The organism is Aureibaculum luteum, assembly GCF_003449015.1.
Classification (GTDB): Bacteria; Bacteroidota; Bacteroidia; order Flavobacteriales; family Flavobacteriaceae; genus Aureibaculum; species Aureibaculum luteum.
In genome coordinates this window covers 235,534-257,559 of sequence record NZ_QRGD01000002.1, presented here as the reverse complement: position 1 = coordinate 257,559, position 22,026 = coordinate 235,534, and the positions used below count along the sequence as shown (strand labels likewise).

The window sequence follows — 22,026 nt, the reverse complement described above, 5'->3', positions numbered from 1 at the left end:
TACTACCAGTTTAAATGAACCATTTTACTATCTCTTGGTAAGTAAATTAGTGTATACGGACATAAAAAGCGTAGTGCCGTCCTAAATCGTTATTAAAAACCAATAAAAGTCAGTACTTTTATATCAGTTAATCTAAAATAGTTGCTTAGAAAAGTATATGCATTGCTTGAAAAGGAAAAAGTACTTTACGGAAAACCCGAATGATTAGTCATTTGGGTTTTTTTATCAACAATTTTATTCCTATTTAGTACCTAATTTAGCAACTAAAAACCCTCACAACGCTTCGGGATTCGTAAGTAGGCTAAAACAAGCAATAAAATAGCTACTTTGTAGCCCACAGTATTTATTCCGCTTTTTATTTAAATAATTCGTTTTCGTTAACATTAAAAATGTATTTATCTAATTTTTCTAAAATCGATTCAAACGAATTTGATTCAGATATTTGCTTTTTTAGAAAATCAGATTCTACAAATTGTGTTAGAATATCATCATCACTATCAACACATTGATATATCTCCTCTTTCAGTTCTTGTTGCGTATATTTTTCCAATAAATTATAATCTATTTTTATGTCAACAATTGGGTTGTAAACAGTTTTCGCTAAAAATCTTGTAATAAATGTGTCATTTACTTTGTCCGACTTAAATCCATAATTCCATTTTTGGCCGTTTTTGTCAAAAGCAATGCTATTTTTATTCCCATTCAGAACTGCTAAAACAGTCGCTTTTTGCCATGTCGATTCAGATTGTAATATATCTATACCACTTTTTTTATAAACCGATATTAATGGAAATTCTGGTTTACTCATAGTGTTGGCAACGGTTTTTATAAGAATAGTGGCTGTTTTAAGATCACAATTTTTTCAGTTTAGATCAAATATTATTGTTATCACTGTTCTTCGTATTAGCTGAATTACCTCCATTATTTTTATATGTTGTTGGCATCTAACGTTGGTATTTTAGAAATGATTGCAGTTATTGCAGGCTCAAATATTTTTGAGCGTTCATCCAACTCTAACCCATAAACAGAACCTTCTACATCACTTTTAAAATTTACCCACATAAAAACATCGTCACCTGCTTTAACGCCATTTTTTATGGCCAATGCATCAAATTCATCAATGTTTTGGTTAAAAAAAGTATTTTTAATAACCACTTTGTTTTGTGCGTTTACAATAGCTGTTAATAATAGTAAAACTAATAATGTGTTTTTCATAAGGTGTGTGTAAGTTAGCAACAACATCAAATTTAACTAATTCTAACCAAACAACAAAAAGGGAAACCGCCACTTTTTATTATTTAAATACTACCCTAGCTATTAATATGCAAAGTTGAGCCATTTAAAAACATAACCATAAAAAATAGTAGACGAGTATGTACGCCCAATGCCCTTAGTTACGCACAAAGATAAAATGAACTGTACAAGATTGCATATTGCCGTCATTGTTAAAGTCGTATTCTCCAGAATCGGTTCCTCCATTTAAAGATAGCGTTGTACCATCGTAGGTATGTCCGTAGGTATCCCATTCATCAAGGTTATCATCCCAAACTATGGCAAAGTAGAATGTTTGGTTAAAGGGTTCCCAGAACATTTCTCCACTTATGGTATACTCATTTCGATCTACTGGATTAATTGTTATGGTAAAGCTGCCATTAGATTGGACAGTCATTTCAACGGTTCCACCATCTTCAACAACGTCTACTGAGGTGCCTGATACACTAAATTGAGCACTGGTGGCCTCATAGGTTCCTGCGAGTTCGCTAATCTGAAAAGTACCATCCTTCGTTAGTAAATTTTCATTATCATCATCATCATCTGAACTGCAGGAGAACGTCAGAGATATCAATAGAATCAAAAATAGATATGCATATTGTTTCATAATAATAAATTTTGGAAGAAGGGAGCTTCCCCCTTCTAATTATATCTATTAAGGTATGTCTATTTTCTGTTAGCTAAAATGATATTAATCAGTTAAATATAGCTCTTGCAGTACTCTTTAAAGAGTATTAAAAGGATATTTAAACTATAGTGATATATAGTTATATTGCTTGTCATAAAACAAACGCTGAAAACTTAAATCAGGAAATACAATGTTATTAGGGCACTTTCAGTTACTTTTTTAACGCAACAGGTTGAGTGCTTCATTTTCGTACTTCATTCGGTACGCTTTGCCTTGCTCAACAAACCTAATTTCAAATGCGGAAGTAAAGGCTTTGTCTTGGGTAGGAAACCAATCTTTTACGTTGGGGTTTATACAGATAAAAAGACCATGCTCATCGCCTATGGCACAAAAACGATCAAAAGTACCGTCATATATTTTTATACCGGTTAACTTATGTAATTGTGTGTATATTTTTTCAATGGTTGTGGTGGGCATTCCTATTTCTGAGATTTCTAAAAATTGAGAAGCATCAAATGGTTGTGGTGTACTATTATTTAAATTTTTCCGTGCAATCAGCTCTACAATATTTTTGTCTTTATCATAAAAATAAATGGCTTTCGCATTCCATGCGGTAAAGTCAATAATTTCATTGCTTCCCTCCTTCTCTATAGCCACTTTTGTTTTAAGCCATGCCAAGGCTTCCATTTCTTTATTGGCGGGAATGTTTATGGCAAAATGATACGGCGTTGCTTTAGGCTTGTAAGCTATGGTCAATATGGATGTGCCCAACTGAAAAGACACCTTTTGGTCTGTACGTTTAATGCAGGTTACACGCAATATATGGGTATAAAAGTCGGCTTGGGCTTTTATATTAGTGCTGTATATTATTAATTCTTTTATCTGCATGTTATGGTTGCTATTCCTGCTCTATGGTATAAGAACCTTCGGTATCAAAACGTAGTGGAGCTTTTTCTAATTGCAAGGTATCTGATGTTGCTCGTAAAAAAGGTGTTGCGTCTGGGGCAACTCCTTTTAAAGCAATGGTATCATTTTTAAATTCGTCTTTCATAAAAATTAACGCCTCAGCATCAATGGTTTTTTCTAGTTTAAAAAAACCGTTGCTATCTGTTTTTACCGCAAAAATGTTTCCGTCTTTTTCTTTTACAAAAACATCTTTTACAGGTTTACCATTATTGTACACATAGCCTTGGTAATACTCCGTACTACACCCAACTAGTAACAGCAATACGGCTGCCACCCAACTATTTTTTAAACTATTTTTCATTTTTACTGGTAGCATTAACATTGTTTATTCTTCCGTTTTTAAGAGTTGTGTATACTTCTTAATTTTTTGATTCGTTGCTTTTGAATGCAGCTTTATTTTTTCATAACTAAAATTTTGAATATAGTGCGGAAAGGCTTTATTTTCAATAATATAGTCCAATATATTTTCTTTGTCAGCTTCACTTAACGGTCTTTTCTGTTTTTCTTTACCGTCACTTACTAAGTTATCTCCATTAAAGGTAAACGTACCCTTTTCAAATTGTTTAATTTCTTTGGCAGTAACATTATAGGCTATAATAAAACTATTAAAATCTTTTAGTGCATCAGCTTCCAATAGGCTCTTTAAAACGATACCTTTTTCAGCTCTTGATCTAAGTCCCAAGTTTAGCGTATTCAATTTCTTTATAGGGATGGTAAAAGTTTCCTTATTTTGTCGAGAGCGTTCGCCATTGGGTTCCGTTACGTCTTCTAAAGTTAACCATTGCTTATTCAATTGTACTACAGGTTTACTGTCAGCATCGTAATTATAATATTGAATGACTACGGAATCTTTTAAAGCAGCGTCTTTTTTGCCATAGATCATAAAATCTAGCTTTTGCTCTTCAGGCATTTGTAATTTTAAGGTCCCGTTTTTTAAATGATAGGCTCCGTAGGTCGTTAAGTCTAAACTGCCCACACTTAACGAGAAAAAAAACTGATGTGTGTCTAAAAACACCATAGAAGCCGCCATTTCAAATCCCCCCATATTATAACTGCCCGTTACGGTGTCTGAACCTTTAGAAAAGGCTTTTAGGCGTTCTTTTTCTTCCATATCTTCATGTACATTTTCTCTTAAACGTTCTCCGTTTTTATAAAAACGATATTCATCATTAAACAATACGGCACCATCAAAAGGTTTTCCGTCTTTATAGGTAGCCTCGGCAAGTACTTCGCCATCATAATCATAAGCGGCATAAGCACCGTCTTTTTTCCCTGCTTTCGCATGGTAAAACCCCATGGTCATATCTCTTGCACTATTATAAAATATTTGTTTCCCTTCTTCTTTTCCGTCTTTTAAATTTAGAATAATAGGTATTTTAGACCAACCTGTAAATTGCCTTTGTTCAACAAAAGTACCGTTCTGTTTTACACCATCTACATAGAAACCTTCGGCTATTTTCTTATCTTTATTCCACACCGTTTCCTTTCCGTTTTTACTGCCTTTTTTGTACTCAGATACATACAAAAGTCGATCATCATCTTCATGTTCAAAAGTACCTTCATCGGGATAGTGATTTTTATACATACCTTTATATAACACGTCTCCGTTACTATCATATTTGACAAAAGGTCCGTTAAAGTTTGTGTTTTCAACAGTTTTTATTGTTTTTATGGCTTTTACATAGCCGCAGTCATCGCCCTTATAAAACGTAATGGCTCTTCCTTCAATTACTTCTTCATCTATACAGGTGTTTTTTTGAATAATGGCTCCTATCTTGTCATAATAAGTTTCTGTGTTTTCGTCGTAACAGCCTTTATCTGGGCAAACACGTTCATAGGCCAGTATATCGGTATTTTCGTAATACAATTTTTCACCTATTCTTCTCCCCTCTTTATATTGAATAAAACAGTTACTTACCCCTTCTTGCGGAGAACCCTCTTTATAACTTAGGCTACTTCTTAATTTTCCTGCTTTGTTATATGCTTTTGAGGATTGTTGTCGGTCATCTATATGTACATTTTCCGTTTCTATGGTTCCATCTTCATAATAGGTAATTTCGGCTCCGTTCCTTTTATTATTTTTATAGGTAATGACCGTCTTTTTATTTCCATTGGCATAATACCAAACCACTTTACCATCGTAATAATACCCATTAGAACCTAAAAATGATGTTTCTGTAGTGTCAAGCTTTTTTTGCCAGGCTTCAAATTGTAAGGTACCATCAATATAATAGTCTTTAAATAAGGTTCTATTACCGTCTTGCTCCAAAGGCATGGGTCTGTAAAAATGGGCATTAGACTTTGTGGTTTCATCCCAATCCTGATCATAATAAATGGTGTCTTTTTGAGCGGTTATTGTGGTATGATACCCCATCATTAATAAAATGAAAGCACTAGTAAACGTTTTTAAGAGCATGTTTTTAGGTTATAACTGACAGTGACTCCTTTTTTGGTGACACCACTACGCAAATTTAGTGATTCCCTGTAGAGTACAAACACGGTAAATGGGGGTTTTTACCATGTATGGGATGGGATAGTACTAAACCGACCCAAAGGTAGTTCTGCAACCTCTAAATGCGGAGCAAAAACACAAAAAATTGGCTGCATCTTTTTCTATTTTTTAGGATTCAAATTGGTGGTGTTTTTAAAATAAAGACGTACCTTTAGTAGTCTAAATTACTAACTGTAAAATGCATTATTTCAGTAAGGAGTATCCTTACAAATAATGCAGTAAAACGTTTAATTGATTGCCTATTTCTAAGGGAGTTTTTCCGTTGGTGGAACCTAATTTACCTTAGCTATACGTGATTTTTAAACGATGTGTCGCTTTAAAATGTAAACCATCATGAAAATAAAACAATTTGAATACAAACCCTTATCCCATTTTTCGTACGCCTTAATAAGTGATGGTGAAATGGCTATTGTTGACCCAGAGCGTGACCCGATGCAGTATTATGAGTTTGCTTATAAAAATAAGGCAAAAATTATAGCGGTTATTGAAACACATCCGCATGCCGATTTTGTGAGTTCGCATTTGCAAATCCACAAAGAAACAGGAGCCAATATTTACAATAGTAAAAAATTAGGTGCTGATTATCCGCACATCTCTTTTGATGATGGCATTCGTATTAACATAGGAAAAGCAACCTTAACAGCGATGAACACCCCCGGACATTCGCCAGATAGTATTAGTATTGTTGCTGATGATGGCGATAAAAAAGTGTTGTTTACAGGCGATACCTTGTTTATTGGTGATGTTGGCCGACCCGATTTACGAGAAAAAGCAGGTAATATGAAGGCGAAACGTAAAGAATTGGCGGAAGCCATGTACGAAACCATGCTTCATAAATTCACCAATCTACCTAATGATACATTGGTCTATCCCGCTCACGGTGCTGGTTCATTGTGTGGAAAAAATTTAAGTGATGCCGCCAGTAGTACCCTGGGAAATGAACGGATGAGCAATTGGGCATTTCAAGAACAAACCAAAGAACAGTTTGTAGCTACCTTGTTGGAGAGTCAACCGTTTATACCTTCGTATTTTGGTTATAATGTGATGCTGAATAAAAGAGGAGCTAAAAACTTGCGTAAATCCATTGCCAAAGTGTCTTTTAAATTGAATACTACGGCTAAAGGGCTTCTTGTGGATGTACGGACGGATGCTGAATTTAAAAAAGGACATCTAAAAGGAAGTCTGAATATTGAGGCTACCTCTGAAGATTCTAAATTTGAAACGTGGTTAGGAGCCATCATTGCACCCAAAGAAAAGTTTAGTTTGGTTATTGAAAAACCGCAAGACTTAGATATGATATTGCAACGTGTAGCAAAAATAGGCTACGAAAAACAATTGAAAAAAGTAATCACCCTTGCTAAGGAAGATTTAATTGCAAATAAACCCTTGAATCTTCAGAATTTTAAAGCCCATCCAGATGAGTACACCATTGTAGACATCCGCAATATGAGCGAGATAAACGAGGGATCATTTTTTGAAAATGCACTGCCACGGCCATTAAATGAATTGCGTAAAACCGCAAAAACGATTCCCACTGATAAACCCATCGTAGTGCATTGTGCAGGTGGATATCGTAGTGCAGCAGGTACCAGTATTATTGAAAATCTACTAAAAAACGCTACCGTTTATGATTTAAGTGAAGATGTAAAGGAGTTTAACCAATAAGGGCAGTAATTTTACGGATCGTTGCTATACAAGGGCGTAATGTGTGGTGATAAATCGTCTGTGGATTCGTGGTGGCAATAACTCGCAGGTTGTGTTGTCGATAAATGAATGACCTCAAATAAGGAGCTTATGGCATTTTAAATAGCGAATACTTGTAATACCTTATTTTTTATAATTTATAAGTGCATTATTAAAAATGGAATCTTGTTTTACAAAACCCTCATTTTCAGATGGTTTACTGTAGGTATGCGTATAACTCAAAATACCATCAACAACATTATGTTTGTGTTTTGACATCCAGAGCCCGCGTTTAAAAACAAATTCTATTTCTAGTTTACTTTTATCATAATTTACTGCCTCTTTATACTCTAAAAGAAATTTATCATAAAATTGCTTATTCTTTTTTAGTGTTTTAAGTACAGAAATATAAAAATCGGCTTCAGGTTTCTTTTTTTTATACAATGCATAACTTCTAAAATTACTACCGTAATGAATAAAAGTAAGCAGATCACCCTTTTTTTCAATTAATATTTGATTGTTTAGGTAGACCCCTTTTACAAAATTCTCATTAGAATAGCCTTCTACCTCCTTTTCATTACATATTCTAAGGGTATGAAATTCATTTTTAAAATTCCTTATGATTCCAAAATGACCAGTAGGGGTAAGTTCTTTTATTTTATTAGCATAATAAAAACCAAAATCAGTTTCTGAAAGTTTTTCAATAACCATTGCTCCTTTATAAATTACATAGTCATCAGAGTCAATCATGGACGATCTTCCCTTAATGAGTTCATATTCACCTGAAATATCTATAATACTATCTATATTTACTTCAATGGTGTCTATCTTATATAATTGTGCTTCAATTTTGTTTTGTTGTAAAGCACTCGCTTTTAAGTATCGTTTTTCTTTAGTACCCGCAATAAAAACTACAAGCAATAGTAGACTAAAAATAGGTGTATGTTTTATGATCATTTATAAGTAATTTATTTTTTCGCTGAAGCTTTACACTAAAAACGGTCTAGTGCCAAAACTAAGAAATTTTAAATATTAATGGCCTCCATTCTTTTAGCAACCAATACATAGGTTTAACGCATTTGAAATTAAGTTCGTATAGTGCTAGTCTCAAATACGATCTCCATTCCGTTTTTATAAAAATTTCCATATTTTTAACTAAAATTTAAATTATGTGTTATTCAACGGCATTACGGAAAAAACGAGAAGAAATTGAGCAACGCTTACTGAGTATGATTCCCGCTAATTTTGAAATCCCCGATGAATATAAGCAGTACTTTCATTTAAACGGTTTTTCGCATGGCAACTTGTATATCATTACAATGGAGTCACCATCTTTAATAACTCCCGCTCAGTGGGGACTAGTTCCCGATTGGGCCAATAACGACCCTGCTGCCTTTTATAAAAAAAGCAATACCTTAAATGCCAAGAGCGAAACGCTATTTGAGCGGAACTCCTATAAAAAAAGTGCACAACATAAACGCTGTTTAATTCTTGCCGATGGTTTTTTTGAGCCGCATCACGAAAATGGGATTGTCGTACCTAATTTTTGTTACCAGCCGTCAGAAGCGTATCCCGAAGGCGATTTATTTCTATTTGCTGGGCTGTATAACGAAATAGATGCCCAAACCAATACGGCAACCATTATTACCATGCCAGCCAATGCCTTTTTTACCGAAGTGCATAATAAGCAAAAGAGAATGCCACTGGTCTTAGATGAAACGAACCTTGAAGATTGGCTAGATGAGGGCATGAATGCACCGAGCCTTAATGAACTCATGGCAGAAGGTTTTACCACCAAACCCTTTAAGGCCTACCCTGTAAGTAGAGACCTCTATAAAAAGAATGTAGAAACGGACTTGCCGTATATTGTGGAGCGGACGGCTTAGCTAATTAGGTGGGTGCTTCATTTCATGAGATTGCTTCACTCGGCTATCTCCGAGTTCGCAATGACTGTATAAGGATTACTCCCTGCGGTCGTTATCCCAGAAAGGGTATCCTGAGCAAGCATAGCAACCCAAAAACACAATGTGTTTTTTTGGGTTTTGGTTTTCCCTTCTCTTACGAAAATAAATTTTCGACGTTTTAAATGGCGAACTAGCGTATGATTAAACAATAAACTACACGTCACTATATTCCTTATATTTGCGATATGCGGAGTATATATGTAATGGTACATATCTAACTGTTTTACAAAACATTAAAATGAAACTATCTTCTATATTTATATTTTTAATGAGTTTTAATTTATATGCTCAACAACATTCAAATCTAGTAGATAGCGTATTGAAGGAGTTAAAAATCAATTTGTCTAATTGTAAAACTGATTTAATCGTAGAAAAAGTAATGCCAAATGATTCTACTAAAACAATTGTTGTAATACCCAAGCTAGAAACAGAATATAATGAACAAAACGATTGCTGTTTTGAGTTGAATAGCTACATCTTAATTGTAAATAGCTTAAGTTATCAAATTGAAAATAAATATATAGAAAGTTACAAGTCTAACGGTTGGGTTTCTGATGCAGTAGTATTGGTTGAAATTTCAATCGATACCGCTCCTTATTATTTATCAAATGAAAAACGAGCTTTTGGAATTAGAGTTAAATACAATGGAAACTCTAGAGTTAACCCTTATGGGTATGAAACAATTACTTTATTTGAACCACAAGATAATTCTTTAAGGACGTTACTTAAAAATTACAATGTTTTAGAATATAGTGGTCAATGGGACGGCAATTGTATTGGAGAATTTAGTTCTAAAAAAAAGACAATAATTATAACTGATAACTTAACAAATAGTCACTTAGATATTTTAATCAAAAGTAAAATCACAAATTCAATAGCTTTTCTTAATGAAAATAATGATTGTGATGAAAAAGAAACAGTAACTGAAAAAACAGAAACTCTTACATATGAGAATGGCTCGTATAAATAAAACGTTTTGTAACAATGTACAAAAAACATAGGGCGATTTTGTGTTAACTCCAAAGTTCTGTATTTATTGACAAAGTCCGCAAAATATAAAATTTGGCGTTATCCCTGATAGGGTATCCTGAGCAAGCATAGAAACCCAAAAACACGTTGTGTTTTTTTGGTTTTTTTGTTTCCCTTCTCTTACGAAAATATTTCAAGGATTACTCCCTGTGGTCGTCATCCCAGAAAAGGCATCCTGAGCAAGCATAGAAACCCAAAAACACGATGTGTTTTTTTGGTTTTTTTGTTTCCATATCGCTTACAAAAATATTTCAAGGATTACTCCCTGCGGTCGTCATCCCAGAAAGGGTATCCTAAGCAAGCATAGCAACCCAAAAACACGATGTGTTTTTTTGGTTTTTTTGTTTTCCCTGCTCTTACGAAAATAAATACGTGGATTACTCCCTGCGGTCGTGATCCCTGATTGGGAATCCAATACAAACATAGCAACCCAAAAACACGATGTGTTTTTATGGGTTTTTTGTTTTCCCTTCACTTACGAAAATAAATTTTCGACGTTTGGGAAAACAAAAAACCCACAACTTTCGTTGTGGGTTTCCTTTTGCGGAGAAAGAAGGGATTCGAACCCTCGGAGGTTTAACCCTCTACAGTAATAAATTACCGCTGCATTCAGCCACTCTGCCATTTCTCCAGACTTATATAACTGACCATTTCCCGCTTTATTGTATGCCCTTAAAAAAAATAGTACTATACGTTTTTAACATCTAAAAAAGACCTTTCATTTTAGCTAATTACACGATTGACTTCCAGTACTATATAGTAATTATTTTTAGCTTTACTGAATTTTATTTTATTTAAAATGACTAACTAAAGTATCAATATAGGATAAAACAAGAACTAAAGGTTAGTAACAATATTTCTTATCTTTGAGATCTATGATGTATATAGGTAATGGTGCGTATACTTCTAAGTTGTAAGCAATTTGAACGCAACTAAATAAAGGATTGTGAATCTTATTTATAAAATGATATTATGAAAAAACTATTTTTATTACTATTTGCAATTGGAGGTTTAATTTCCTGTAACAATGATGATGACAACATTGAAACAAATGAACAGAATTTTTTGATTTTTGGACACTTCTACGGTGAATGTTTTGGAGAAGGTTGCGTGGAAACTTTTAAACTGACGGATAAAAAATTATTTGAGGATGCCATTGACGATTATTCAGGGCAAAATTTGGAATTTATGGAATTAGAAAATGACAAGTTTGAACAAGTCAAAAACTTGGCTGACTTTTTCCCGAATCAACTTCTTAATGAAAGTGAAACAGTTCTTGGATGTCCAGATTGTGCAGATGGAGGTGGATTATTTATTCAATACTCGAAAAATGGAAATGTAAAAAGTTGGAGAATTGACCAAGATAAAAATAATGTTCCAACTTATTTACACAATTTCATAGACAAAGTGAATGAAAAAATTGAAATGATAAATAATTAAAAACTGCTGAAAACAGTAGTGATCATTAATTGTTTAATTCAATAAGTTAACAGAATACACCTTTAAACAGTAAACATAATTATGAAATATTTAAAAGAACTAACTGATGCTAAAATTGAATCAGGCCGACAAGCTAATCCTGAATTCATGAAAGGTGTAGATGCTATTATCAAGCAAGCAAAGGCCTTTCAGCAAGGTAAAGATGCCATTAAAATTGGACAAAAAGCTCCTAGTTTTAAGCTACCTAACCCTGAAGGAAATTCAATATCTTTAGCTGCCTTGCTAAACAAAGGTCCCGTTGTTATTACTTTTTACCGCGGCAATTGGTGCCCCTATTGCAACTTACAACTTAGAGCCTTGCAAGCCCGACTAGATGAAATTCATGCATTGGGTGCTACATTAGTTGCCATTAGCCCACAAGTGCCTGATGGATCAATGACAAAAGATGAAATTAGTGCAATGGACTTTATCGTGCTCTCTGACCAAGATGCCAAAGTTGCTTCGCAATATGGCGTTGCCTGGGAAGTACCAGCGTTTTTGGAGGAACATATGCGTGTAGGCAGAAAACTTGATTTAGAAAAAATTAATAATGGCAATAGTAATATATTACCAATTCCAGCAACATTTATAATTGGACGTGACGGAGTAGTTATATGGAATTATGTTAACGTTGATTACAGAACGCGTTCAGAGCCTGAGGATATTATTAAGGCGTTACAAAATTTGTCTTAAATTTATACTTTGATTTTAATAAAAAAAGACATGCTACTGTAAATCAAAAGGTAGCGACTCATTAAGTTTAGAAAAGAATGGATAAAAATGTTAAGGAGATACTATATAAGATTCATGAATTTTCTTATTCAATAATAGTACTACGATTAATTGCCTTAGGGGCATCCATTTATTTTATTCTGATTTTTAATGATGATCCCTATTTTAATGGATTCATGATATTGTTTTTAGCATTTATCATGCTCATAGCAACACAAAAAAAATTAATAACGGCTACTAAATCTGGAATAGAAACAAAGCAATTTAATTTATTGAACATGTTTACTAAAAGGGATTTTTTTCGTCACAAAGACATTGCAAATATTGAATTTACGCCAAGCACATTTTCAATCACAATGTTTCTTCTGAATAGAGTAATTTCTTCAGGATTAGATGCTAATAAACTTTCCGTTCTAAAAATAAAAATGAAAGATGGAAAAGAAATTGATTTAAAAAATATTGGAGACAAATTGGATGCCGAAAATTTAAATAAGATTATTATTGAAAACCAATAAAACGAGTTGCAATTTGGTATATCATTTATTGCGGAGGAATTATCTAACCGAAAATTCCTACCTTTAAACCAAGGAATGGAGTGAATTTAAAAATGAGGAAAGAGGTTTCCCAAATGGATTAAAAGGGTATATTTTTTATGACGACTCAAACATATGTCTGTGCATTTTGTCCCGAAAGATTATGAGAATACTCATTTAATGTTTCCATCGACCATTGATTCAATATCTATGGAGTCACTACAGTATCTTGCTGTTTCTTATACTTATTTTGCGACGTACAGCATTGATATGGATAAACAAATAATAGAGCATAAAAGAATATCACATTCAAATCCAACAATGTGGAATAAAACCGTTAAAAGAAATTTTTCTTTCGCTGGTGATACCTTGACACTAGAACCTTTTGAGAAAGAATTTGCTGGTACAAGGCTTAGATGGATAAAAGTATCTCATTTAAATGAGTGAGGAACGAAAGGCAAACAACTTGTATATGTCACATTCATTTATCTCCTAAGATATCAGAAACGTTCGCAACGTATAAAAAATAACTATGAAAAATGGAATTGTAATACTACTACTCTTAACAATTATTAGTTGTAATGACGGAAATAAAAATCAAAAATATTCAGAAGAAATTGTCAAAAAAATTGATACCACTCATTTTAAATTTAAAGGCTTTAACGTTGGTTCAAAATTGGACTTATTGAGCAATGGAAATTTTTATTATGAAAACTATTGGTATGGGTGTATGGGCGGCGGAGAGAATAAGAAAGTTTATGGTATTTTTCACATTGAAGATAAAAAATTAAAACTCAAACCTGACTCGATTAACCTTGCTACACTACCTTTTACTCGTCATAATAACCCATTAATTCAAACTTTTAAGTACGGTGCCGATTCATTAAAAATTAAAACGGAATATGATCTCATTAATTGGGGTGATAATGCTTACTTACTCTCCTCAGTAAAAGATGATCCAATATTTATTGACCTTGAACCTGAAAATGATTTTCAAAGGTTTGCTTATTATTATAATTATGGATTGGAGCCAAAACAACACGGTGAATACCTTTTTTATGAAAAAAAAACACAAAGTGATAGTTTAAACATGAAGTTGAATTTGAAAGAAATACCCATTGAATGGAGAAATCTATTTCTAGAAAAACCAGCCTCAGCAAAAGCATTAAAAACAGGAAAAAAAGATGAAAATTTAAATAAGATTATTATTAAAAACCAATAAAACGAGTTGCAATTTGGTATATCATTTATTGCCATTAATCCTAAAAAAACCATGAAACATTTTGCTATTGTATTTGTTTTTATTCTAATGAGTTGTAAAAACGAGCCAAAGACAGAAACAAAAATGGAGACGGATACAAAAGTCGATATAGTGACGGAATCAGAAAGTGAGAGCCAAATTGACCAATCTGTCTATGAAATGTGGAATAGCTACATCAAATCAAATCCTGAATTTAAAAACCAAGAAATACCGGAATCTGATTTTTTTCATAATAATAGAGAAGACGCCAATAGACTAGCAGCATTAACAATAAATGGGAAAAAGAAAGCTTCATCGGGATTATATAGTTTGTATAAACAATATAATGTTGACATCCCAAAAGTTGGGACCAAACAAATAATAACAGATTTTGACGGAAAAGCAAAAGCGATCATAGAAAATAGCAGTGTAGATACTATTCCATTCCATAAAATTTCCAAAGCTTATGCTGAATTGGATATGGGAACGGATATTGAACCCTTAGAAAAATGGAAAAAAGCTCATTGGGACTTTTTTAAAAATGTAATGGAAGAAAGTGGACAAAAACCAACCGAAGAAATGCTAGTAGTTTGCGTAATATTTGAAACCATCTGGACAGAAAAATAATAAAGTCTCACCTCATTTGGTAACTGCGAAACTGTATGTTTATACGTATTTTCAAAGCCACCATAAATTTTTATTTTAAAATATCAGATAAAAAATTAGAGTGAAAACAATCAGCTATTGATGTTTTTAGAGTTAGTTTAAACATAATACCTTTTTTTTTAATCGAAATTAATACGATCTCTGATGGTACCGTCTTGACGATGAATAATGACATCTGCTTTGTATTTTTTAGCCAATCGTTTCGCTTTTCTAATGGCGGTTTCTTGTAATTTATGTTTAGAAGTAATTCTTTTGTTCCCTTCTCTCCGAACGGCCCAACGGTCTTCATAAGGAACAACATGCTGGTGATACGTCCGCTTTCTTTTGTTAGAACTTTTTAAAAAGAGTTCCATAAATTGTGAAATGAGGTCTAACCAAAAATTAGGCTTTGTTTTATCAGGCATAGGCTTATCATTTAGGGATTACAACCAACGTTTACGTTTAAAAAATAAGAGTGTAAGTACTGATGAAATAATCATTAATCCAATAGCAAACGGATAGCCCCAAGGCTTATCTAATTCAGGAATAAATTTAAAGTTCATACCATACATACTCGCAATTAGCGTAGGTGGCATAAAAATAACGGTAACTACTGTAAATATTTTAATGATGCGGTTCTGCTCCATATTTACAAGACCTAAGAATGTGTTTTGAAGAAATTCTAATCGTTCAAAATTAAAACTGGTATGGTCTAGTAGTGAGCCAACATCCTTTATCATTACTTGTATAATCTCGTAATTTTTTTGTGGAAAAAATTTACTTTTTAAAATGGCTGATAAGATGCGTTGCTTCTCTATAATGTTTTCACGAATGGAAATAGTGGATTCTTGATAACCCGTTATTTTTAATAAAATTTCGCGTTCCAGATTGTTGTCTTTCACCAATCCTTTACTAATTCCAGATATTTTATCAGTTAAATCTTCAATTAAATCGGCATCAAAGTCAATTCGTGTATCTAGGATACTGAGTAATACATCGGTTCCGTTTTTTGGCTGTACCGATTTAATTTTTTTATAAGTATCAAGAAACGTTTTGTATTCTTGCTCACGTTGCGTTATTAAAAAATTCTTTTTTAAGATAAAAGAAACAGGTTCATTGACATGATTTCTTTTTTCGGTACGTAAAAAGTTTAAGTTGATCCCTATTTCGTCTTCCGTCTCGTTATATTTTGAGCTCGATTCAATTTCTTCACTTTCTTGAGAAGTAAATAATTCTACGTTAAAATACTTTTCAACTTCGGTAATTTCTTCTTTGGTTGCATTAAAAATATCAATCCAAATAATATTGGGGTTCAATAATTCAAGACCTGACTCAATGTTGTATTGCCCCTCTGCTATACTTAAATGTTTAATCATTCCTAATCTACTACTTTATGAATAAGGTTATCTGAGTAGTAACCTAGCCACAAATATACATTTTTGAATTCTATTACGAAGCAACATAAAACACCCTATTATTAAAATAGCCTAATACTACATCATGCTTTAGTGGCTTACTTTTCTGAATACGTAAACCAATCAAAAACAGCATTATTTTTTGATTTTTTTCCATTACTTGTAGCGTAAACACCTACTCCAGGTCCATTAAACATAGCATTTCCTTGTCCATCGGCAATCACAATAAGGCTTTGTTTTTCACCAATGGGTTGTAATGATTCCATCGCTGTACCATAACTAAATTGTACCTCCAAATCATTCGCTTTTACTTTCAAATAAACTTCTTTAGACTTATAAGGAATCCGTGCTATTTCTGTTTTTTCACCCATGAACGTTTTTAAGAGCACCAATGAAGTTTTATCTTTTAATAACGTATAATGATTTTCATTGGTTCTATAAATGGTTATTCCCGCTTGTTCATTGGCTTTAGAAGTTTTAAAGCTCATTTTTGTTGCGGCTTCAAACTTATGATGTTCTATTCGTTGCACTAATATGGATGAATTTACAAGGCTATCCATAACTTCTTTCCTTAATTTTAATTTAAGTAGTCCATCCTTCAAGGTGTAAAAAGATTCTTTAGGCGTGCGGATAGTATACCATTTAAGTGCTAAGCTGTCGCCCTCAAATTGGTCTTTTATAGGATTTTTTTTAACGGGTATCCATGGTAAATCTGGACGTTTTTGCTCCATTAAGACTTTTCCATAACCTGGATTAAATATGGGAGTTTGACCTTCAAATTCTACCTTGGCTAAAAACGTCTCTCTACTTAATGTGATTATTCTATCAATATTGCGTTTACCCAACATAACAGACCACCATTCGCCATGTTGCGTCTGTACCAAATCACCATGTCCTATGGCATGTAATGGATAATCTAAGCCCAAGTTACGATGTGTAAGTACCGGATTTATATAATCTGCTATATAGGGGCCATTAATAGAATCACTATGATGAACGGTAAGAGCATGAAACAAGCCTGTACCTCCTTCTGAAAGCATCAGTAAATATTTTCCATTAATGTGGTACAAATGTGGCCCTTCAGAATATGATGCATTATTTGCATGTCCGAACGTTAGCTCGTGACGCTCACCTACCAGTTTTTTCTGATTTAAATCTAATTCCTGATTGAAAATGACACTTTGATCAGGCCATTGTTTATCTTCTACGCCCGTCATCCCTGTATAATAACATTTTCCATCGTCATCCCACATGAGTGATGGATCAATACCAGGAGCTTCAGGCAACCAATTAGGATCTGACCACGGTCCCGCCGGATTGGTGGCCGTAACATAAAAATTCATTCCACATCCAACGCAGGTATTAATAATATAAAATAATCCGTCGTGAAATCTAATTGTTGGGGCGAAAACACCCAGTTTATCTGGTAAGCCTGTAAAATCCATTTGCTCTGGACGATTAATTGCATGACCAATTAACTCCCAGTTAACCAAATCTTTACTATGATAAACTGGAATTCCAGGAAACCATATAAAAGTAGAATTTACTAAATAATAATCATCTCCTACTCTACATATGGAGGGATCAGGATGATAGCCTGGTAAAATGGGATTATCAAAGTTTTCGGGTGCTGATTGTCCATAAAAATTCAAACAAAATAACAATCCAATGATCGTTATTTTAATAGTTTTAAAACTCATAATTAAAAATATAATAGTTAACTTAATTTGTAAATCCCCTTCATTCAGTGATTACCAAATGGTGATTGCGTCCTACAACGTAAACCTATAAGTATGAAAGAAATGAACTGTTTATTTGTGTATTAAATGAAAGGGCTTGCAGTTCCAAAGGTTTTAGGTATAAAAACAAGGAAACGTACCCAATTAACAACTACACAAATTTAAGAATTTTGTACTTAAAAAGCATTATAATTTACGGAAGTATTACTCTTATATTCAGACATTTTCTATTGGTATTAAATTTGAATTAAAAATTTAATTACTACCAAAATAAAAATATGGAATTACATTTTTGGTCACCATTTAGAATTGCTCTATTACCCTATTTTTTTTTAATTATTTAATATAGCGTGCACTGTAATTTTTACCTTTTTTAGTCACTAAAACCTTATACGTAAATTGATGACGTTTTATGGTAAATACCATCCCTTTATCGCTAACTTCTATTCTTCTGATATTATCATAGGTTTTATAATTACTACCCGACTGAAAGAAATCAGCTTCTTTAAAAGCATCAGTTATTTTTGCATCGTCTTGCGTTTTTTCCAATGTAATAAGACTGTAAGAGCCGCTTTTATTAGTTTTCACTATAATGGGTGTATAAAACAAATGGTCGCAAAAAGTCATACCTTCAGCAGATTGATCAGGTGATAATGGCTGTAAAAAATCACGTGATTCTGCCGTAAACAATTCTATTTCATTGGCCTCAGTCAAGGGTTGAACATCCAACTTTTCCATTTTAAAAACATTGGTTCCTTTTACAATGTATTCCTTATCATTGTGAACTATTTTTACATATTTGTATCCGTTACAGCTCCAATCTTTTGTGTTGTCTATATAATAATACATTGCCTTTCCAATAATTTTAACAAAAGTGCCTGCTGTGATAGATTCAATAACCTTCAGGTCTTCGTCTAAAAGTTGAATTTCTTTGCCAAGTAACACGCCATCACTATTTTCCTTTTCAAAAGACAATCTGATTTTTTCTTCAGAGGGTGCTAGTTTAGGCATTATAGGTGTTCGTACTTCTTGATCTTTCGTATATACAATTGTGAAGGTTTTTTGAATATAATTGGGCATATAGAGATATGCATTATCCAACGTGCTCCCTGATGACAATACAACATATTTCTTACCAAAAATATTTTCTTCCGAAGCTCCATTCATTTTAGCTTCCATCATAACTACAAACTTTGAGTGTACCGCCTTTTTATAGTCTTCAAAAGTAATTTTAGGATTTGTTTTAAACATATCATACATGTCTTTACTCATCGTTTGTTTTGCAAAAGACATTTCTTTCGCTCTAATTCTTTGCCCTTTGTCATTTGTATTTACCATTGAAAATTGGGAATAATCGTCACTATTTTCAACATCTAATACTACAGAATTATTAATATAATCTATTACCGTAAAATTATACCTTCCCAATTGTAGGGTTTTACCAATATCTGATTTGGCAATTTTTAAATGATCATACCCATTTACAAAGCCACTTTCAAATTCGATAGAACCACTAAAATCTTCGTTCTTTATTTCTGTTTTTATGGGAAAAGAACTACTAATGGTTCTCCAATTATGTGAAAAACTAGTGTTATTGGCAAAACCAGAAGAGGAATGAGATCCAAATCCTGTGCTACCCAAATCTTGAATAGCGAGCATCTCATTGTCTTGTTCAATCTTATTTGATTTAATAGTTAATTTGAAAAAGTCAAAAGAAATATCTTCCATAAACTCTGGAAAAAAGGAATTAAATTCAACAATATGATTTGTAAACATCCCTTTTTTGATGTTTATGGTAGCATTTTTTATAAGCGTATCTAGGGCCGTATTTAATTGCTCGTTTGTGTATGTTTTAGAAACCTCCCACGGCAATTTATAATCGGTGTCTATTGTTGTAGCTTTTTTTTCGGGATTAAACAACTCTGATGTAACAGCATACGTGAATTTCTCAACAAATTCAAGCTCTTTAAGTTTAGTAGAGTCTGCTTTTTGAGCAAAAGACAAGCTTGAAATCAATAGTAGGGCAATTGTAATTGTTTTGGTCATAATTCTTATTAGCGATGAGAAATTGATCTTTCTTATACCTACCATTGTAAATAATACAAAAGACTTTTATTTTATTTTTTAAAATTCAAAAGAGCTTTATAAATTGTGAGATGATGTTTAACCTGAAATTAATTTCTCTCTTATTTTAATGGTCGTTTCCGTTTTCTTAGACTGTGACGAAGATAGTATTTATAGTACGATTAGCAGTATAAAAAAGACAGCCGTTTGACTGCCTTTTTTAAAAGTTCTAATTTGTTTTTCAAATATCCTTCTCCATATATTTTTCTAAACTGCGTTATGCAAAACAGGCGTTGTGAAGTTTCGAAAGATATAAGTAATGCTGGAATTCTAATTACAGATGACTCTAAATTCTGTTCTACGATTAATTTTATGTTCATCATCCGTACAGGGTACATTGTCAGCACATTTAGTATTTTTAAGCTCACTCTCCCCTGCTCCTCTAGCTATTAAGCGTTCTTTGGCTATACCTAGCGTTACAATATAGGCAACAGTAGCATCTGCACGACGTTGAGATAATCTTTTATTATATGCATCACCACCTTGACTATCGGTATGCGACGACAGCTCTACATGGATGGTTGGATTCTCTTTCATTAATTTTACAATACGTCGTAAGTCTGGTAATGATTCTGATAGAATATCAGCTTTGTCTAAATTGAAATTAATATTTTCTAAATTTATTGCTTTACCACATGGGTCAATACACATTTCAAATTCTATAAATAAGGTTTTATTTCTATTATACGCAGCCGTTTTCACTTCTACTTCGTTTGAGTAATACCCATCTTTTTTACCGTTTAATGCATAGGTAGAGACTTGTTTTAGATGTACCAGAAAATCTCCTTTTTCATCAGAAATGGTATTCTTCTCCCCAGCATTTATCTTATCTCTAACTTTAATGGCTACACCTTGTATACCTTCTGCTTGACTACACTCTACTACATTTCCTTTAAGAATATAATTTTCATCTGTATACCAAATCACTTTTTCTACACCTAAACGACTGTTTTTTAAACAGGCCTCAAAATCCGTTTTAACTATTTTTTCAGCTTGTAAATCAACATCATGTAATTTACCTTTTACAACATAATCATCTGGTGCAACATCTTTAAAAACAACTTCACCAAATTCGTTAGTGGTTCCTGTTTGTATTTCTGCACCCGTTAAATCTTCTAGTACAATTTCTGTATTCGCTAATAATTGACCTGTAAATTTATCTTTTGCTGTAATATTAATTTTACAGGTTTCTGAGCACAATTCACATGCTTCTTCTTTCTTTTTAGTTTTGCCAAGTTTTAAGGTAACTCCCACAAACGCTCCGTACGATGAAATATCATGTTTAGAAGGTGTTGCTCTCATAATAGGTTCTGCTTCTAAAGTATTTACAGGTTGTTCGTTTTTATCTCTCGCAACAAATATAGGTTGATACATTGCAGAGCGTCCTCCTTCACTTAATTCTTCAACATCCATATGATTCATATAATAGGCTCCAGCATTGATTCCAATATTTTTGGAAATATAATAGGTAAAACGAACCTGTCCTTTATAGGTAAGTACTCCAGAATCTTTATAACCTGCATGAAAATTTAAGGGATGGGTAAATCTACCAGATGAACCTTCTAAATACGTTCTACCGCCATCAATATTGGCCAATCCGAAACGGGTATTTAATTCCGCCGTAAACTTTCCTGATTTTGTTCTGTATTGAAAGTTGGGACCAATACCATAAAACATTCGTGTAATTTTATCCTCACTTAAAGTAAAGGTATTTATAGGGGTACTTAAATCGGCTTCAAAAAGATTATCCGTTTTATAAGTACTTTTAGGTTGATTCATGATATAGTCAAAATCTACACCAACACCATACCAAGTCCAGTAATAATCTAAAGACAGACCTAAATCTAAACCACCTTCATAATCTATATAAGGTGTATCATTGTTATAGGTTGGAAAATCATAACCAAATCTGGGACTAATTCGAAAATAATTGCGATCTAAGGGTTCGTCTTTGTCTTGAGACTTGTTTTGAGCTGTTAGTGTAAATGCGTATGCAAACACGAATAATAATAGTACTGATTTTAATAATTCGTTCATAGCAAAAAGTTTAAAATGGTTGATATTC

At 33.0% G+C, this 22,026-nt stretch carries 21 protein-coding genes and 1 tRNA gene; 9 read left to right on the top strand and 13 right to left on the bottom strand.

The window, feature by feature from the left end; all coding sequences use genetic code 11:
• Positions 1-355: 355 nt before the first annotated feature.
• The 6 genes from D3P13_RS06400 to D3P13_RS06375 all read right to left on the bottom strand — a co-directional run bounded on the left by D3P13_RS06400 (position 356) and on the right by D3P13_RS06375 (position 5,282).
• Positions 356-808 (bottom strand): hypothetical protein, encoded by a 453-nt coding sequence (locus D3P13_RS06400; RefSeq protein WP_117880490.1) that lies wholly within the window; start codon positions 806-808, stop codon positions 356-358.
• Between the two features lie 119 nt (positions 809-927).
• Positions 928-1,215: a hypothetical protein gene (locus D3P13_RS06395; protein ID WP_117880489.1), complete on the bottom strand. Its 288-nt coding sequence runs from the start codon at positions 1,213-1,215 to the stop codon at positions 928-930.
• 175 nt (positions 1,216-1,390) lie between these two features.
• Positions 1,391-1,879 (bottom strand): hypothetical protein, encoded by a 489-nt coding sequence (locus D3P13_RS06390; protein ID WP_117880488.1) that lies wholly within the window; start codon positions 1,877-1,879, stop codon positions 1,391-1,393.
• 240 nt (positions 1,880-2,119) lie between these two features.
• Positions 2,120-2,788 carry a VOC family protein gene (locus tag D3P13_RS06385; RefSeq protein WP_157972845.1) on the bottom strand — a complete coding sequence of 223 codons (669 nt, stop codon included), beginning with the start codon at positions 2,786-2,788 and terminating at the stop codon, positions 2,120-2,122.
• 10 nt (positions 2,789-2,798) lie between these two features.
• A complete protein-coding gene (locus D3P13_RS06380; protein WP_232829144.1) occupies positions 2,799-3,167 on the bottom strand; it encodes a hypothetical protein in 369 nt (122 codons plus the stop codon).
• Between the two features lie 24 nt (positions 3,168-3,191).
• Positions 3,192-5,282: a toxin-antitoxin system YwqK family antitoxin gene (locus D3P13_RS06375; protein ID WP_117880485.1), complete on the bottom strand. Its 2,091-nt coding sequence runs from the start codon at positions 5,280-5,282 to the stop codon at positions 3,192-3,194.
• 429 nt (positions 5,283-5,711) lie between these two features.
• On the opposite strand from D3P13_RS06375, the gene D3P13_RS06370 reads away from it, so the two are divergent.
• Positions 5,712-7,043 (top strand): MBL fold metallo-hydrolase, encoded by a 1,332-nt coding sequence (locus D3P13_RS06370; RefSeq protein WP_117880484.1) that lies wholly within the window; start codon positions 5,712-5,714, stop codon positions 7,041-7,043.
• Between the two features lie 162 nt (positions 7,044-7,205).
• On the opposite strand, the gene D3P13_RS06365 is transcribed toward D3P13_RS06370, so the two are convergent.
• Entirely contained in the window at positions 7,206-8,018 is an 813-nt protein-coding gene (locus tag D3P13_RS06365; protein WP_117880483.1) for a hypothetical protein, read from the bottom strand.
• Between the two features lie 212 nt (positions 8,019-8,230).
• Between D3P13_RS06365 and D3P13_RS06360 the strand changes: the two genes are divergently transcribed.
• Both D3P13_RS06360 and D3P13_RS06355 read left to right on the top strand, forming a co-directional pair.
• The gene (locus D3P13_RS06360) at positions 8,231-8,947 is read left to right on the top strand and encodes an SOS response-associated peptidase (protein ID WP_117880482.1); all 717 of its coding nucleotides are present in this window, start codon (positions 8,231-8,233) and stop codon (positions 8,945-8,947) included.
• Between the two features lie 316 nt (positions 8,948-9,263).
• Positions 9,264-9,995 carry a PA3715 family protein gene (locus tag D3P13_RS06355; RefSeq protein ID WP_117880481.1) on the top strand — a complete coding sequence of 244 codons (732 nt, stop codon included), beginning with the start codon at positions 9,264-9,266 and terminating at the stop codon, positions 9,993-9,995.
• A 603-nt stretch (positions 9,996-10,598) separates the two neighbouring features.
• On the opposite strand, the gene D3P13_RS21880 is transcribed toward D3P13_RS06355, so the two are convergent.
• Positions 10,599-10,685: transfer RNA gene (locus D3P13_RS21880), tRNA-Lys, on the bottom strand.
• Positions 10,686-11,026: 341 nt separating this feature from the next.
• Between D3P13_RS21880 and D3P13_RS06350 the strand changes: the two genes are divergently transcribed.
• The 6 genes from D3P13_RS06350 to D3P13_RS06325 all read left to right on the top strand — a co-directional run bounded on the left by D3P13_RS06350 (position 11,027) and on the right by D3P13_RS06325 (position 14,665).
• Positions 11,027-11,494 (top strand): hypothetical protein, encoded by a 468-nt coding sequence (locus D3P13_RS06350; RefSeq protein WP_117880480.1) that lies wholly within the window; start codon positions 11,027-11,029, stop codon positions 11,492-11,494.
• Between the two features lie 147 nt (positions 11,495-11,641).
• Positions 11,642-12,226 carry a peroxiredoxin-like family protein gene (locus D3P13_RS06345; protein WP_232829143.1) on the top strand — a complete coding sequence of 195 codons (585 nt, stop codon included), beginning with the start codon at positions 11,642-11,644 and terminating at the stop codon, positions 12,224-12,226.
• 77 nt (positions 12,227-12,303) lie between these two features.
• Positions 12,304-12,780: a hypothetical protein gene (locus D3P13_RS06340; RefSeq protein WP_117880478.1), complete on the top strand. Its 477-nt coding sequence runs from the start codon at positions 12,304-12,306 to the stop codon at positions 12,778-12,780.
• A gap of 153 nt (positions 12,781-12,933) precedes the next feature.
• Complete coding sequence (locus D3P13_RS06335; protein WP_117880477.1) at positions 12,934-13,245, top strand: lipocalin-like domain-containing protein; 312 nt, start codon at positions 12,934-12,936, stop codon at positions 13,243-13,245.
• A gap of 85 nt (positions 13,246-13,330) precedes the next feature.
• Positions 13,331-14,020 carry a hypothetical protein gene (locus tag D3P13_RS06330; protein ID WP_117880476.1) on the top strand — a complete coding sequence of 230 codons (690 nt, stop codon included), beginning with the start codon at positions 13,331-13,333 and terminating at the stop codon, positions 14,018-14,020.
• 6 nt (positions 14,021-14,026) lie between these two features.
• Positions 14,027-14,665 (top strand): ASCH domain-containing protein, encoded by a 639-nt coding sequence (locus D3P13_RS06325; RefSeq protein WP_232829142.1) that lies wholly within the window; start codon positions 14,027-14,029, stop codon positions 14,663-14,665.
• A gap of 158 nt (positions 14,666-14,823) precedes the next feature.
• On the opposite strand, the gene D3P13_RS06320 is transcribed toward D3P13_RS06325, so the two are convergent.
• The 5 genes from D3P13_RS06320 to D3P13_RS06300 form a co-directional block, all read right to left on the bottom strand.
• Complete coding sequence (locus tag D3P13_RS06320) at positions 14,824-15,108, bottom strand: DUF2188 domain-containing protein (RefSeq protein ID WP_117880475.1); 285 nt, start codon at positions 15,106-15,108, stop codon at positions 14,824-14,826.
• A gap of 18 nt (positions 15,109-15,126) precedes the next feature.
• Positions 15,127-16,059: a magnesium/cobalt transporter CorA gene (corA, locus tag D3P13_RS06315; RefSeq protein ID WP_117880474.1), complete on the bottom strand. Its 933-nt coding sequence runs from the start codon at positions 16,057-16,059 to the stop codon at positions 15,127-15,129.
• Between the two features lie 137 nt (positions 16,060-16,196).
• Positions 16,197-17,798 (bottom strand): glycoside hydrolase family 43 protein, encoded by a 1,602-nt coding sequence (locus D3P13_RS06310; protein WP_117880473.1) that lies wholly within the window; start codon positions 17,796-17,798, stop codon positions 16,197-16,199.
• 375 nt (positions 17,799-18,173) lie between these two features.
• On the bottom strand, positions 18,174-19,883 hold the full coding sequence (locus tag D3P13_RS06305) for a hypothetical protein (protein ID WP_157972843.1): 1,710 nt from the start codon (positions 19,881-19,883) through the stop codon (positions 18,174-18,176).
• A gap of 348 nt (positions 19,884-20,231) precedes the next feature.
• The gene (locus D3P13_RS06300; protein WP_157972842.1) at positions 20,232-21,998 is read right to left on the bottom strand and encodes an OmpA family protein; all 1,767 of its coding nucleotides are present in this window, start codon (positions 21,996-21,998) and stop codon (positions 20,232-20,234) included.
• Positions 21,999-22,026 lie beyond the last annotated feature (28 nt).